This is a genomic window from Pantoea sp. T14, assembly GCF_036663535.1.
GTDB lineage: Bacteria > Pseudomonadota > Gammaproteobacteria > Enterobacterales > Enterobacteriaceae > Pantoea > Pantoea phytostimulans.
Window position 1 is genome coordinate 199201 of the sequence record NZ_JAWUEB010000027.1, and the last position, 15653, is coordinate 214853.

Sequence of the window (15653 nt, forward strand, 5' to 3'; positions counted from 1 at the left end):
GTAACACGTTACATGTCTAATATTGATTCTTTTCGTCGTAAATTACTGCTTTGCGGAAGCGCAGCCGCAGGTCTGGCATTGTTGCCGACATCCGCAAGGGCCTCACTTTCAACTTCTCGTCCACGTGTATTGACGCTCAACAATCTGCACACTGGCGAAACGTTGAAAACTGAGTTTTTCAACGGGAAAAGTTACGACAAGGATGAGTTATCGCGCTTGAACCATTTCTTTCGCGATTTCCGCGCTAACAAAGTAAAAAGCATTGATCCCCATCTGTTTGATCAAATTTTCCGTCTGCAAGCATTGCTGGAAACGCGTAAACCGGTTCAGCTGATTTCCGGCTATCGTTCTTTATCAACGAACAATATGTTGCGCGAAAGCGGGCCGGGTGTAGCCAAGCATAGCTATCACACCAAAGGCCAGGCGATGGATTTCCATATTGAAGGCATTGCGCTAAGCAATGTACGCAAAGCGGCATTAACAATGCGCGCTGGTGGTGTAGGATATTACCCACGCAGCAACTTTGTGCACATTGATACCGGGCCGGTCAGGCACTGGTCGTAAACCGGCAACGCTGCGTGTGTCGGTCATGGAGCGTTATGAAATACCACATTATTCCTGTTACTGCGTTTGCACAGAACTGCTCTGTTATCTGGTGTGAAACCACGCGCGAAGCGGCGCTGGTCGATCCGGGTGGCGATGCATCTACCCTCAAGCAAACGCTTGAACAGCTTAATTTAAAGCCTGCGCAGATTTTGTTAACGCATGGGCATCTGGATCACGTAGGCGCGGCGGCTGAACTGGCAGCGTATTACTCGGCTCCGATTATTGGACCACAAAAACTGGATGCATTCCTGTTAGCGTCGTTACCGCTGCAAAGCCGTATGTTCGGTCTGGACGATTGTGCTGCCTTTACGCCCGATCGATGGCTGGAAGAGGGCGACAGCGTGCAGGTAGGTTTAGTGACGCTGGATATTTTACATTGCCCCGGCCATACGCCAGGACATATCGTCTTTTTTGATCGTGTTGGACGATTACTGATCTCAGGGGATGTGATCTTTAATGGTGGCGTGGGTCGCACTGATTTCCCGCAGGGAAATCATCAGCATCTGATCGAGGCAATTAAAACAAAATTGCTGCCATTAGGCGATGATGTTGAATTTGTGCCAGGGCATGGCGCGACGTCAACGTTGGGAAGAGAACGTCTGAGCAATCCTTTCCTGCAATAACGTTTCTGCAATAAAAAATGGGCCATTTGGCCCATTTTTTTATGACGCTAATTCTGCTTAAAGTACAGCAACAATCGCTTCACACAACGCTGACATATTATCTGGTGTCATGCCTGCTACGTTCACTCGGCCTGAATTCACGGCATAAACCCCGAACTCTTCGCGCAGGCGAATAACCTGGTCTTTAGTCAGTCCGCTGAAAGAAAACATGCCGTTCTGCTTGATGATAAAGCTAAAGTCGCGCTGAGCACCTTTCTCCGCCAGGGTATTTACAAACAAATGGCGCATACGTTGAATACGTTGACGCATATCTGAAAGCTCTTGTTCCCAGATAGTACGTAAAGCATCGTTATCAAGAATGGTCGCTACAACAGCAGCACCGTGTGCGGGTGGATTCGAATAGTTGGCGCGAATGGTATATTTAACCTGGCTGAATGTAGTATCAGCCACGGCAGCGTCGGCTGCTACCAGCGTAATTGCCCCTACGCGCTCATTGTATAATCCGAAATTTTTCGAATAGGAGCTAGCCACAATCAGCTCCTGATGCGAAGCCGCAAAAATGCGCAAACCTTCAGCATCTTCATCCAGGCCACGCGCGAAACCCTGATAGGCAAAATCGAACAGCGGCAGCCAGCCGTTAGCGTGTGAAAGCTGTGCCAGCTGCTGCCATTGTTCTGCAGTAGGATCGATACCGGTTGGGTTGTGACAGCAGCCGTGAAACAGGACTACGTCACCCGCTTTGGCTTCTTTAAGGGATGCCAGCATACCGTCGAAATCCAGCTGGTGGTTTTCAGCATCGTAATAGTGGTATTCACACACTTCCAGGCCTGCAGCATTGAACACATTTTTATGGTTCGGCCAGCTTGGATTGCTAACCCAAATACGTTTCACCGCGGTTTGGGTTGAAAGGAAATCTGCGGCTACACGCAGTGCGCCTGTACCGCCAGGCGTTTGTGCAGTACGCGCGCGGCCTGAGGTGATCAATGCATTCTCTTTGCCAAACAGCAATTCCTGCGTGCAGCGCGCGAAATCGGCCAAACCATCAATGCTGAGATAGTTTTTAGTGGTTTCATTCTCAAGCAGATACTGTTCGGCTTTTTTAACGCTAGTCAGAACAGGCGTTTTGCCGGTCTCATCTTTGTAGACGCCAATACCAAGATTAATTTTATGGGGGCGGTCATCAGCGCGGAACAGATCGGCCAGTCCAAGAATAGGATCAGCGGGTGCAGCAGAGATCGATTCAAACATGAGTCAGGTCCAGTAGCGTGAACTTTAGCAAAATGAGCTCTCAGGTTAGCGCTGAGCAGAGCAAAAGCCAACCGTTTGCGAGATAAATTCACAATTTAACGATCAGGGATAAGAGTATTTAAGATTCTAATAATAAACGTGATAAGCGAGGTAAAGAAAGAGCAGAGAGTAGACATAAAAAAACGGAGCCGAAGCTCCGTTTTTGCAATTCTGAGTTCAACTTAGAACTGGTATACCAGACCCAGAGCGACGGTGTCGTCTGTGTTCAGACCCAGACGGTTGTTGTCGTCCAGCTGGTTGATCTGATAGTCCACATAGGTAGACATGTTTTTGTTGAAGTAGTAGGTTGCGCCCACATCGATATATTTAACGATGTCAGCATCGCCGATACCGTCGATGTCTTTGCCTTTAGACTGAACATAGGCGATGGACGGACGCAGACCGAAATCGAACTGGTACTGTGCAACCACCTCAAAGTTCTGCGCTTTGTTAGCAAATGCCTGACCAGTGGTAGTTGGGCCAGTTACGATTGAAATTGGCGTTGAGTTACGGGTTTCACCGTACATTGCTGCCAGGTAAATGTTGTTGGCATCATACTTAATTGCAGTTGCCCAGTTTTCAGCGCGCTTGCCTTGACCTACAACAGTGCCGTCTTGCGCTACAGTACCCGCTGCCTGAGCGTCGGTACGATCGCTGCTGCTATAGCCACCTACAACACCCAGACCGATTGGTGAGGTGTAAGAGGTTGACAGGCCCCAGCCGTCGCCATTTGAACGACGTACTTCGTCACGCTCGTTTTTGCCCTGATACTGAACAGCGAAGTCCCAACCATCAACCAGACCAAAGAAGTTGGTGTTGCGGTAGGTCAACAGACCGGTGCTACGACCGTTCATGAAGTTATCTGAGTATCCTGAGTCGCCACCGAACTCTGGCAGCATATCGGTCCAGCCGATTGCATCGTAAACCACACCGTAGTTACGGCCGTAGTCGATTGAGCCAGCATCGCCGAATTTCAGACCAGCAAAGCCCAGACGGGTTCTGTTACCGTCTTGTGCGTCAGAGCCTTCAGAGTTGTTAGCCTGAACGTTGTATTCCCACTGACCGAAACCGGTCAGTTGGTCATTAATCTGAGTTTCACCTTTGAAACCGAAGCGAACATAGGTGTTGTCGCCGTCGTTGCCGTCGTTGTCAGAGAAGTAATGCAAACCAACAGCTTTACCGTACAGATCCAGTTTGTTGCCGTCTTTATTATAAATTTCTGCTGCATTTGCTGCACCAGCAGCTAACAGAGCTGGAATAACCACTGCAAGAATGTTGCGCTTCATCATTATTTATTACCCTCATTGGAGTTATTCGTACACCTGCCACTGCCGTCAAGAAACCTTTACGGGAACCTTGAAAGAAGTTTGGTGTCTTCCTGTGTCTGCACGCATCTTTCCATCACACCGACGGTAATTCTACCTCGAAAATGCTACTAATCTCGTATTCTTGTTTCAGAAAGAAAGTATGTATTACAAAATGTAAAATTAGGGGAACTTTGTGAGGGAACTCTAAATTTACAAAAATAAAAAAAGGCCGGCGATGCCGACCTCTTTATATATATGAATTTCTTATAATTAATGCAGAATCTTAGAAACTCGCGTTACGTGGAGTACGTGGGAACGCGATCACGTCTCTTACATTTTGTACGCCGGTGACATAAGCGATTAAACGTTCGAAACCTAATCCGAAACCTGAATGTGGAACCGTACCGTAGCGACGTAGGTCACGATACCACCAATAATCTTCTTTATTCAGACCCATTTCTTCCAGACGTGCGTCTAACACATCGAGACGCTCTTCACGCTGTGAACCGCCAATGATTTCACCAATACCCGGTGCCAGAACATCCATAGCCGCAACAGTTTTACCGTCATCGTTAAGGCGCATATAGAACGCTTTAATATCTTTCGGATAGTTTTTCACTACAACTGGCGCTTTAAAATGTTTCTCAGCCAAATAGCGTTCGTGTTCGGAAGAGAGATCGATACCCCATGAAACCGGGTTCTCGAAAGTTTCACCACAGCTCATCAGAATATTGACGGCGTCGGTATAGTCGACCTGAGCAAAATCAGTGGTGATGAAGCGCTGTAAGCGATCTACGGCATCTTTATCAACACGCTCAGCAAAGAACGCCATATCATCAGCACGCTCGTCTAAGACCGCTTTAAACACGTACTTAAGCATGGATTCTGCTAATGCCGCTGCATCATCAAGTGAAGCAAAGGCGATTTCTGGCTCCAACATCCAAAACTCAGCCAAATGGCGGCTAGTGTTAGAGTTTTCGGCACGAAAGGTCGGGCCAAACGTATAGATTTTTGACAGCGCGCTAGCATAGGTTTCGCCGTTCAACTGACCTGATACGGTCAGGAAAGCTTCTTTGCCAAAAAAGTCTTCGCTGAAGTCAACTTTGCCTTGATCGTCACGCGGTAGGTTTTCCATATCCAACGTAGAGACGCGGAACATTTCGCCTGCGCCTTCAGTATCGGAAGCCGTAATCAGCGGTGTCGACACCCAAAAATAACCATTTTCATGGAAGAAGCGATGCAGCGCCTGAGCCAGCGTATGACGAACACGCGCAACGGCACCAATCAGATTGGTGCGTGGACGCAAGTGCGCGACTTCACGCAGGTATTCGATACTGTGACGTTTAGCCGCCATGGGGTAGCTGTCTGGATCTTCAACCCAGCCCACTACCTCAAGTTTGGTCGCCTGAATCTCAAATGCCTGGCCTTGGCCTGGTGAAGCCACAACGGTTCCGGTAACAATCACGGAACAACCTGTGGTCAGACGCAGCACTTCATTCTCATAATTATTCAGAGAATTATTGACGACAGCCTGAACGGGATTAAAGCAGGAACCGTCATAAACGGCGATGAAGGAAAGACCGGCTTTTGAATCTCTGCGGGTACGCACCCAACCACGTACGGTGACTTCACTGTCAACCGCGACGCGACCGTGCAATACATCCGCTACAGGCACTACGCTCATAAATATCTCTCTATATAGAAGAAGTGAGTAAAAAAGTTGCCCCATCCGGGGTTTTGCTATGTTACTTGCGGCTAAACAGGAAACAAGCAAAATTCCGGGGGAATGCAGATTTATTACAGCAGAAGTGGGGCGGATCAACGCCCCGATAAGAGGACGCTTAACTGGCTTTTTTCACCAGCGGCAAATCGAAGGCTTTTCTTAAGGCTCTGACGAAGGCTTTATCCTGACAAATGGTTTTGCCCGGACTATCAGAAAGTTTGGCAACCGGTTTACCGTTGCACTCCACTAACTTGATCACGATATTGAGCGGTGTCACGCCAGGAATATCACATGTCAGGCGAGTACCAATCCCAAATACCACATTGGCGCGTTGGCCAAAATGGCGATACAGCGCCAGTGCTTTATCCAGATTAAGGTTATCTGAGAAGACCAACGTTTTGCTTTGCGGATCAATACCCAGTTTTTGATAATGGGCAATCGCTTTTTCACCCCATTCAACGGGATCGCCTGAGTCATGGCGCAATCCCTGATAACGGCGAGCGAATGTCAGACCAAAATCGCGCAAAAAGGCGTCCATGGCGATGCAATCGGTCAGGGCTATTCCCAACTGGCCATCATACTCATCGAGCCATGCTTGCAGAGCCGCACGCTGGCTGTTAGCCAAAACCGGACTGATTTGTTGAAATGCCTGGAACCATTCATGTGCTTGCGTGCCAACCGGCGTCAAATCCAGACGACGCGCCAAATCGTAATTGCTGGTGCCTACCAGCCAAGGGAAATCTTGCTTGAGAGTACTGACGATGGATTGCTGAACATCTTGCGAATAGCGACGGCGGGTGCCGAAATCCATTAGACGGAAACGTGACATATCCAGGTCAGAAACCTGCTGTTTAAACGCATCCAGCTTAATATGTAAATGATCGACAGCCTGCTGTGTGCCGATTTGCGGGGTGCGATGACGATGTACCACTTCACTGATCAACGCCAACAGCGGCACTTCCCACATAATCACTTCGCGCCATGCGCCCTGAATACGAATATCCAGTTTGCCGTGATGATTACGCACCTCGACCTGAGCGGGGTTGTAGCGGAAATTTCGCAGCCAGTCGAGATAGTCGGTCTGGAAGAAGGGAAGGCTAGCCAGCCAGGCATATTCATCATCGCTGAGCGTTAGCGCCTGCATTGCGTTAATCGCTTCACGGATCTCATCAGCGTAAAAACCCAGCAGTTCGTCACCACGGCAGCGAAACTCGGCCGCCACCGTTATGTCATGATAGCGGTGGAAAACCGCTTGCTGCATATGGAGCTTATACGCATCGGTATCCAGCAATGAGGTCAGTATCGGGGAAGCATGTCCTGTCATGGCGCGTTTCAGCATCCTGTTCGGTGGCGCAGAGCCCGGTGTGATAAAAGTCATAAAGACGCAAAAGTATAAATCAGTAACTGAGGCCAATCACAGCATATTTCAAGGCTGCAGGTCGAGACTAATCTGTGCCATTGTTAATGAATTGTAGCGATTTTTGCCAATGCGTGCATTGTGCGTGGCAAGCTTGTAGTAACAAGCTTAGACTTTGGCGGTAAACCTATAACAATGCGAGACGGAATATGACGCAACAGCCACAAATTAAAAATCGCCACGATTACCGTGCGCCAGATTACACCATCACCGATATCGATCTGACGTTTGAGCTGGATGCCACCACCACGCGCGTGACGGCGATCAGCCAGGTAAAACGTTTGGGTGACAGCCAGGCTGAACTGCGTCTGGATGGCGAATCGCTTACGCTGATTGCGCTTGAAGTGAATGGGCAACCGTGGACCGCATATCATGAAGATGAAGGCGTATTGGTGCTCAATCAGCTGCCTGAAAGTTTCACGCTGAAAATCATCAATGATATTCATCCTGATCAAAATACTGCGCTGGAAGGATTGTACAAATCAGGCGAAGCACTCTGCACCCAATGTGAAGCGGAAGGTTTCCGACATATTACCTGGTATCTCGATCGCCCAGATGTGCTGGCGCGTTTCACTACCACCATTATTGCTGATGGCGAGCGTTATCCGTTCCTGCTGTCTAACGGCAACCGCGTTGACAGTGGACGCGATGCACAAGGTCGTCATTGGGTAAAATGGCAAGATCCCTTCCCAAAACCCTGTTATCTGTTTGCGCTGGTGGCAGGTGATTTTGACGTGCTGCGCGACAGTTTCAAAACCCGTTCAGGTCGTGATGTTGCGCTGGAGATCTTCGTTGATCGCGGCAACCTTGATCGTGCTGACTGGGCGATGACCTCGCTGAAAAACAGCATGAAATGGGATGAGGAACGCTTTGGTCTCGAATATGACCTCGACATCTTTATGATCGTCGCAGTGGATTTCTTCAACATGGGCGCAATGGAGAACAAGGGGCTGAATGTCTTCAACTCCAAATATGTTTTAGCCAAAGCAGAAACCGCGACCGATAAAGATTATCTCGGCATTGAGGCGGTGATTGGCCACGAATATTTCCATAACTGGACCGGCAACCGCGTAACCTGCCGCGACTGGTTCCAGCTGAGCCTCAAAGAGGGCTTAACCGTCTTCCGCGATCAAGAGTTCAGCTCTGATCTCGGCTCACGCGCGGTAAACCGCATCGACAATGTGCGCATTATGCGTGGCGCGCAGTTTGCTGAAGATGCCAGCCCAATGGCGCATCCGATTCGTCCTGAGCAAGTGATCGAAATGAACAACTTCTACACCTTAACGGTGTATGAAAAGGGTTCAGAGGTGATCCGTATGATGCACACCTTGCTGGGCGAAGAAAATTTTCAGAAAGGCATGCAGCTCTATTTTGATCGTCATGATGGCAGCGCAGCAACGTGCGATGACTTCGTGCAGGCAATGGAAGATGCATCCAATGTCGATTTGTCGCAGTTCCGCCGCTGGTACAGCCAGTCGGGTACGCCGGTGCTGACGGTACGCGACGATTACAATCCAGAAATGGAACAATACACACTTCACGTTACGCAACACACGCCAGCAACCGCCGATCAAAAAGAGAAGCTGCCGCTGCACATTCCACTCGATATCGAACTCTACGATAGCGAAGGTAAAGTGATTCCGTTGCAGCACAATGGTTATCCGGTGCATAACGTGTTGAACATCACTGAAGAGTTCCAGACTTTTATTTTTGATAACGTCTACTTCCAGCCAGTGCCGTCGCTGCTGCGAGAATTCTCTGCGCCCGTGAAGCTCGATTACAAATGGAGCGATGCGCAACTGACGTTTCTGATGCGCCATGCGCGTAATGATTTTTCTCGCTGGGATGCTGCGCAAAGCTTGCTCGCTACTTACATTCGCCTGAATGTGTCGCGTCACCAGCAAGGCCAGCCGCTGTCGCTGCCGCTGCATGTGGCTGATGCTTTCCGTGCGGTGCTGCTTGATACTCACGCCGATCCGGCGCTGACGGCGCTGATTCTGTCGCTACCCAGTGAAAATGAAATCGCTGAGCTATTTGAGGTCATTGATCCTCAGGCGATTACCGTGGTGCGTGAAGCGCTGCAGCGCACGCTGGCGAAAGAGTTGGCCGATGAGTTCTTTGCGGTATACAACGCGAATCAGCAAAGTGAATACCGAATTGAACACGCAGCTATCGGTCAGCGTACGCTGAAAAATGTCTGCCTGAATTATCTCGCCTTTAGTGAGGTGGAACTGGCGGATAAGCTGGTTCAGGCACAATATCAGCAGGCCACCAATATGACTGATTCGCTGGCTGCGTTGTCTGCTGCCGTATCGGCGCAGTTACCTTGTCGCGAAGCGCTGTTAGCGGCTTACGACGAGCGCTGGCATCATGATGGTTTGGTGATGGACAAGTGGTTCATGCTGCAAGCCACCAGTCCAGCGGCGGATGTTTTGACGAAAGTGCGCGCGCTGTTGCAGCATCGGTCATTCACGATGGGCAACCCAAACCGTATTCGTGCTTTGATTGGCGCCTTCGCTTCAGGCAATCCGTCAGCTTTCCATAATAAAGATGGCAGCGGTTATCAGTTCCTGACAGAAATGCTGACCGATCTCAATACTCGCAATCCACAGGTCGCGGCGCGCATGATTGAACCGTTGATTCGTCTGAAGCGTTACGATGCCGATCGCCAGGCGCTGATGCGCAAGGCGCTGGAGCAGTTGAAAGGGTTGGATAAGCTTTCTGGCGATCTGTACGAGAAGATCGCTAAAGCGTTGAACGCCTGATAATGAAACGGCGGGTTTTGCCATTACGTGCATAAACCCGCCGTTTTTTAGCGCTGCTGAGCGTAACGTACCGGTTGATCGCTCTCCCCACGTCGCATTACACGGTCCAGCACTTCCGCCTCCAGTTCAGCCAGTCGCGCAGAACCACGTCGGCGCGGACGCGGCAGATCGACCAATAAATCCAATCCAATCTGGCCTTCCTCAATCAACAAAACACGATCCGCCATCGCCACCGCTTCGCTGACGTCATGGGTCACCAGCAGCACGGTAAAGTGATGTTGCTGCCACAGCGATTCAATCAATCCCTGCATTTCGATACGCGTTAATGCATCCAGTGCGCCCAGCGGCTCATCCAGCAGTAACAACCCAGGTCGATGAATCAACGCACGCGCCAGCGCAACACGCTGCTTTTGACCACCTGACAAGGCGGCTGGCCAATCATTAGCGCGTTCAGCCAGGCCAACGGCCTCAAGGGCTTCCATCGCTGCGCTGCGCCATTCGCGGCCGCGCAGGCCAAGTCCGACATTATCGATCACTTTTTTCCACGGCAGCAGGCGTGCATCCTGAAACATCAGGCGCGTATCTTCGCGTGCCGAATGTAACGGCGCATTGCCCGCCAGTAGCTGTCCGCTGGAAGTTTGTTCCAGCCCGGCAAGCAAACGCAGCAACGTACTCTTACCGCAGCCGCTGCGACCTACTACCGCCACGAACTGGCCGGAGGGAATGTGCAAATCAATGTTATTCAGAATGGTGCGGTTGCCATAGTGTTTGCTGACCGCATTGACGCCAACGGGTGTACCGGTATTGAGGCGCGCTGGGGGAAGGGTATGACTCATGCGTTCTCCTCCTTCAGTTGATAAGCCGGATGCCAGCGCAGCCAGACGCGCTCTAACAGCTGCGCAGTGACATCGGCTAGCTTACCGAGCAGGGCATAGAGAATGATGGCGACTACCACCACATCAGTTTGCAAAAATTCGCGCGCGTTCATTGCCAGATAGCCGATACCTGAGTTCGCTGAAATGGTTTCAGCCACGATCAGCGTCAGCCACATCAGACCAAGCGCGAAGCGCACGCCAACCATGATGTTGGGCAGAGCACCGGGCAGAATCACCTGAATAAACAGGCTCCAACCTGACAAGCCGTAACTGCGAGCCATTTCCACTAATCCGCGATCAATATTGCGAATGCCGTGATAAGTATTCAGGTAAATCGGGAACAGCGTGCCCAAGGCGACCAGAAAAATTTTTGCCGCTTCATCAATACCGAACCACAAAATCACCAGCGGAATCAGCGCCAGATGCGGGACGTTACGTAACATCTGCACTGAGGTATCTAAAAGGCGCTCGCCAGTACGCGAGGTGCCGGTAATCAAACCGAGTATCAAACCAATCGAACCACCAATACTAAAACCGATGGCAGCACGCCAGCCGCTGATAGCAAGGTGTTGCCACAGCTCACCGCTGGCGGCGAGGTTGTAAAAAGTGATAACAATATTTTCGGGTGACGGCAGAATGCGCGTTGATAACAAGCCGGTTTGCGACGCGATTTGCCACACCACAATCAGCAGGGCGGGCAGCAGCCACGGCACCAGCTGATTCGATATGCGTTTGCTGACTTTCGCCATGATGCTCTCCTCAGCCCTGCGCTGCTTTTTTCTCAGGGGTAAAATCATTGGCTACCGCTTCACCATGCGCTTGTACTACGCGAGGTTGCGGCACCAGTGGCACGTTCAAATCGAGATGCGGGAACAGCAACTCGCCAACGCGATAGGCTTCTTCCAGATGTGGATAGCCAGAAAGAATGAACGTTTCGATGCCTAACTCTTCATATTCCTTCATGCGTGCAGCGACCGTTGGTCCATCGCCCACCAGCGCGGTGCCTGCGCCACTGCGAACCAAACCGACACCCGCCCACAAGTTAGGACTGATCTCCAGCTTGTCACGACGTCCACCATGAAGCGCTGCCATGCGACGTTGCCCGATAGAGTCAGCGCGCTGGAACGCAGCCTGAGCTTTAGCGATAGTGGCGTCATCCACGTTGGCGATCAGCTTATCAGCGGCCTGCCAGGCTTCTTCGTTGGTTTCGCGCACAATCACATGTAAACGAATACCGAAGCGCACTTTGCGGCCCTGTGCCGCCGCTTTGGCACGCACCTGCTCAATTTTTTCTTTCACCTGCGCGGGAGGCTCGCCCCACGTCAGATACACATCAACCTGTTCTGCAGCCAGGTCTTGGGCAGCATCTGACGATCCTCCAAACCACAGCGGTGGACGAGGTTGCTGCACCGGTTTAAACATCAGACGCGCACCGCGTACGTTAACGTATTTGCCTTCATAGTCGACGGTTTCGCCTTCGAGCACCCGACGCCAGACGCGGGTAAATTCCGCTGATTCAACATAGCGTTCACGATGGTCAAGGAACACGCCGTCGCCGGCTAACTCTTCAGGATCGCCGCCGGTAACAAGATTAAACAGCGCACGACCGTTTGACAGGCGATCCAATGTGGCTGCCTGACGCGCCGCCTGAGTAGGCGAGATCACACCCGGACGCAGCGCCACCAGAAAGCGCAAGCGCTGGGTGACAGGGATCAGTGAGGCTGCAACCAACCACGCATCTTCGCAGGAGCGTCCGGTGGGAATCAGCACGCCACCGAAGCCGAGGCGATCGGCCGCTTGCGCAACTTGCTGTAAATAAGCGTGATCGACAGGGCGAGCACCCTCAGCAGTACCAAGATAGCGACCATCGCCATGCGTCGGCAGAAACCAAAATACGGAAACGCTCATGTTTTCACTCCTTATTGCGTAACGGCATGCGGTTGCCAGATGCGATCTTTGATCGACACTTTTACTGGCATCAGATGATTGGCATAAAACAGGTCAGCGGTTTGCTGCTGGGCTGCAGCGGTTTTAGCGCTAACCGGTGTAATAGTGGTGGGCGGGCGATGACTGAGGTAGCTGGCAATCACCGGTTCTGGCAAGCCCATGGCTTTAGAGAGTAATTCAGTGCTTTGCTGGCGCTGGCTGAGGGTTAATGCATCGGCGTCACTGAAGGTTTTCAAAACGTGTTGTACAAAGTCACCGTGCGTTTCGGTGAATTTACGCGTAGCCAAATAGAAGGAGCCGGTTTGGTTCAGCTTGCTACCATCGACCAGAACGTGAACATTCCCTTGCAGCAACGCAGCGGAGTAGTAGGGATCCCAAATTGCCCACGCGTCTACGTCACCTTGCTGAAAAGCGGCACGTGCATCGGCTGGCGTCAAATAAATCGGCTGGATATCGTTGAAACTCAATCCGGCTTGCTCAAGCGCACGCAGCAATAAATTGTGCGAGCTGGAGCCTTTTTGAAAGGCGACCTTTTTGCCTTTTAGGTCGGCCACGTTTTTCAGTGGGCTGTTATTCGCCACCAGAATCACTTCTGCCTGTGGCTTTGGCGGCTCTGAGCCAACATAGAGCAAGTCCGCGCCAGCAGCTTGGGCAAACAGCGGTGGAATGTCGCCGGTACTGCCTAAATCAATACTGTTAACATTCAACGCTTCCAGCATTTGCGGTCCTGCCGGAAACTCTACCCACTGAATTTTAGTGTGAGGAAAACGTTGCTCTAACATCTGATGCGTTTTTGCCAGCACCATGCTGACCGATCCCTTTTGATAACCCACGCGAAACTGTGCCGGATCTTGTTCAGCGGCCTGCGTCTGCAAACCCGCGAATAACAGCGCAGTGGTGAGCCATATTCCTACACGCCTTTTCATCTGTTCTTCCTTATACAGCCTGAGCAACGGGGTGTCGGTGGCGTGTCAGCGCCAACCAAAATGATTCAACGGCTTCATCAAGGCGTTGAGCCAACGGCGCATACAGTTCAGGTTGACGATCGTAATGGGTAATTTGGCTATCTTCTGCGTAAACGCCATGCAGAATTTCTTGCGCTTTTAGCGCATTCAGCACCGGCTTGAGCGCGTAATCCATCGCCAACATGTGTCCCTGACTGCCGCCGCTGGCGAGAGGTAAAACCACTTTGTGTTCCAGCGCACGCTCTGGCAACAGGTCAAGCAGCGTTTTCAGTGCACCTGAAAAAGAGGCTTTATAAATAGGTGTCGCAACAATCAAGCCATCCGCTTCCAGCAAATCTTCACGCAGTGCCAATAAAGCGGGCGCATCGAAGCGCGCATTGATCAAATCGTCTGGCTGAAAGTTATGGATGTTCCATGGAATCACCTCGACACCTCGTGCTTCCAGCTTGTGCTGGCAGAGCGTAAGGAGAGAAGTCGAACGTGAAGGAAATCGAGGGCTACCCGCCAGCGTAATAACGCGCATCGCTACTCCTTATAACTAAAAGTTATTGATTATCTATTGTTGAGAACTGATGCGTTCATCCTGGCAGAGCAAGCGGTGGGTCTTAAATGATTTATCTGGCAATTGATTGTTGAAAATCGGGATTGGGCGGTAAATATAAATGAAGGGGGACGCGAATTGATGTTTTTTAAGTTTTATCTGAAAAGTGGTAAATGATAGCGTTTCAGCGTTCAACTAATAAATAAGTTAAGGTGCGTTAGTCATCAGTTGAGTTAATGAATAACGTTAATTCCAATAGCTGTATAAGATAAACGTTGTCACGATCTAAATTTCAGGGCATAAAAAGCGCAAATGCCATTGATAGCAATAGGATAACTGGCAAGGTTAACTCATCGGAACAGATTTCTGCCAGCAAGAGAGTAGCGTTAATGTGTCACGTCTGCCTTAATTTTGCGCCCGATTTTCTGCCTGATTGATTACAATATCAAAAAAATAAAACTAACCTTATTAAGTTTGGTAACAAGTGTTGATGAATTTTCCCCTTTTTCTTTTAAAGAGTGTGAAACAAGACTGAACAATGAATCATTACTGTTACTTTAATGAAGTAATATTTATCTTTTCGTTATTTTGTTGCTGTTTATAATTAGTTGAAGCTGACTGAATTAAAAATTTGATAAGAAAAGTTAGCCTTCATAAATAAGAGCATTTTGCGACGCTTTATTTTATCAATGTCCGCCCACATCTTAAGGGAGATGATCATGGGGAAATCTTTAGATGCACAACACAGCAATAATAATGATGAAACGCTACTTTCAACGTTGAGTACGAAACAGTTGTCAGCCTCTCAGTCACCGATAGGATGCTACTGGCTTCAAAAGAGCCTGCCCAGTGGAAGATATATCGCGAATAAAAGCAGCAGCGCAGGGTATACTTTCTCTAATGGCACGCCGGATGACGATGATTTTATAGTAATTTGTCCAGAGGCGTATGCGCTGCCTGAAAACCTTTTAAAAGAGATTGCTAGCCTTAGTGACACGCTGCCAGAACTCAACTGTTACCTGATTTCACTGGTTAAAAATGCATTGCCGCAGGGATTACAAAACTCTTCTGCCTTGTTTCAAAAATTACATGAACAAGGTTTATGGCAACATGATTTGTTCGCCGTGGTATTGCGCGCAGCGCAACTAAGAGAATTTAGTAAAGAAACAACTTTGCAGGATGTCATGTTGATGGGGTTGTTAAATGCCCAGTCGGTTTGGGTTGTACAACAGTCTGTTAATGAATCCCCAATGAACGCCCAAACGGGATTAAAGCACCCCGTTTCCTACCAACAATTTATTTCAGACTATGAAAGATTAACGAGACTGACACAATTTATCCCTGAAAAAAATCACGTTAGAGAAATTTATTTACGTCATGCTTTAACGCAGTTAATGCGTGACGAATGCTCACAACAGCGTCAACTTTCCGCGAATGTTCAACATGCAATCGATTATTTTGGCGATAAAATGAAAGCCAGAAATTATTGGGAAAAATTAATGCTGAAACAACCTGTCATATTTTTCACATTAATGAAACTGAGAAGAAAGCTACAACCACAGTACCAGTTTTAATTTTAAGAATTAGCCCGCTGGGC

General features: G+C 49.7%; 13 protein-coding genes. 4 read left to right on the forward strand and 9 right to left on the reverse strand.

What is annotated here, in order from left to right:
• Positions 1–12 precede the first annotated feature (12 nt).
• On the forward strand, positions 13–564 hold the full coding sequence (locus SC127_RS18910) for a YcbK family protein (protein ID WP_215847179.1): 552 nt from the start codon (positions 13–15) through the stop codon (positions 562–564).
• A 35-nt stretch (positions 565–599) separates the two neighbouring features.
• The gene (locus SC127_RS18915; RefSeq protein ID WP_332627511.1) at positions 600–1229 is read left to right on the forward strand and encodes an MBL fold metallo-hydrolase; all 630 of its coding nucleotides are present in this window, start codon (positions 600–602) and stop codon (positions 1227–1229) included.
• A gap of 57 nt (positions 1230–1286) precedes the next feature.
• On the opposite strand, the gene SC127_RS18920 is transcribed toward SC127_RS18915, so the two are convergent.
• The 4 genes from SC127_RS18920 to pncB form a co-directional block, all read right to left on the reverse strand.
• The gene (locus SC127_RS18920) at positions 1287–2477 is read right to left on the reverse strand and encodes an amino acid aminotransferase (RefSeq protein WP_215847177.1); all 1191 of its coding nucleotides are present in this window, start codon (positions 2475–2477) and stop codon (positions 1287–1289) included.
• A gap of 221 nt (positions 2478–2698) precedes the next feature.
• Complete coding sequence (ompF, locus tag SC127_RS18925; protein WP_279233926.1) at positions 2699–3805, reverse strand: porin OmpF; 1107 nt, start codon at positions 3803–3805, stop codon at positions 2699–2701.
• Positions 3806–4106: 301 nt separating this feature from the next.
• The gene (gene asnS / locus SC127_RS18930) at positions 4107–5507 is read right to left on the reverse strand and encodes an asparagine--tRNA ligase (protein WP_243078233.1); all 1401 of its coding nucleotides are present in this window, start codon (positions 5505–5507) and stop codon (positions 4107–4109) included.
• A 157-nt stretch (positions 5508–5664) separates the two neighbouring features.
• Entirely contained in the window at positions 5665–6885 is a 1221-nt protein-coding gene (gene pncB, locus SC127_RS18935; protein ID WP_243078515.1) for a nicotinate phosphoribosyltransferase, read from the reverse strand.
• A 227-nt stretch (positions 6886–7112) separates the two neighbouring features.
• Here pncB and pepN point away from each other — a divergent pair, with 227 nt between their 5' ends.
• Positions 7113–9728, forward strand: coding sequence for an aminopeptidase N (pepN, locus tag SC127_RS18940; protein ID WP_332627515.1), 2616 nt, complete (start codon positions 7113–7115; stop codon positions 9726–9728).
• Between the two features lie 47 nt (positions 9729–9775).
• Here the strand turns inward: pepN and ssuB are convergent, their stop codons facing one another.
• From ssuB to ssuE, 5 genes are read right to left on the reverse strand one after another with little or no spacing between them, the layout of a single operon-like run.
• Positions 9776–10564 (reverse strand): aliphatic sulfonates ABC transporter ATP-binding protein, encoded by a 789-nt coding sequence (ssuB, locus tag SC127_RS18945; RefSeq protein WP_243078231.1) that lies wholly within the window; start codon positions 10562–10564, stop codon positions 9776–9778.
• On the reverse strand, positions 10561–11352 hold the full coding sequence (gene ssuC / locus SC127_RS18950) for an aliphatic sulfonate ABC transporter permease SsuC (protein WP_215847175.1): 792 nt from the start codon (positions 11350–11352) through the stop codon (positions 10561–10563). Before ssuC ends, ssuB begins: the two co-directional genes overlap by 4 nt.
• A 10-nt stretch (positions 11353–11362) precedes the next feature.
• Positions 11363–12511, reverse strand: a complete 1149-nt coding sequence (ssuD, locus tag SC127_RS18955) for an FMNH2-dependent alkanesulfonate monooxygenase (protein WP_243078229.1) — start codon at positions 12509–12511, stop codon at positions 11363–11365.
• Positions 12512–12522: 11 nt separating this feature from the next.
• Entirely contained in the window at positions 12523–13476 is a 954-nt protein-coding gene (locus SC127_RS18960) for a sulfonate ABC transporter substrate-binding protein (protein WP_243078228.1), read from the reverse strand.
• Between the two features lie 10 nt (positions 13477–13486).
• Positions 13487–14038, reverse strand: coding sequence for an NADPH-dependent FMN reductase (gene ssuE / locus SC127_RS18965; protein WP_215847174.1), 552 nt, complete (start codon positions 14036–14038; stop codon positions 13487–13489).
• Between the two features lie 737 nt (positions 14039–14775).
• On the opposite strand from ssuE, the gene SC127_RS18970 reads away from it, so the two are divergent.
• Positions 14776–15630: a hypothetical protein gene (locus tag SC127_RS18970; RefSeq protein WP_332627520.1), complete on the forward strand. Its 855-nt coding sequence runs from the start codon at positions 14776–14778 to the stop codon at positions 15628–15630.
• The last annotated feature ends 23 nt before the right edge of the window (positions 15631–15653 follow it).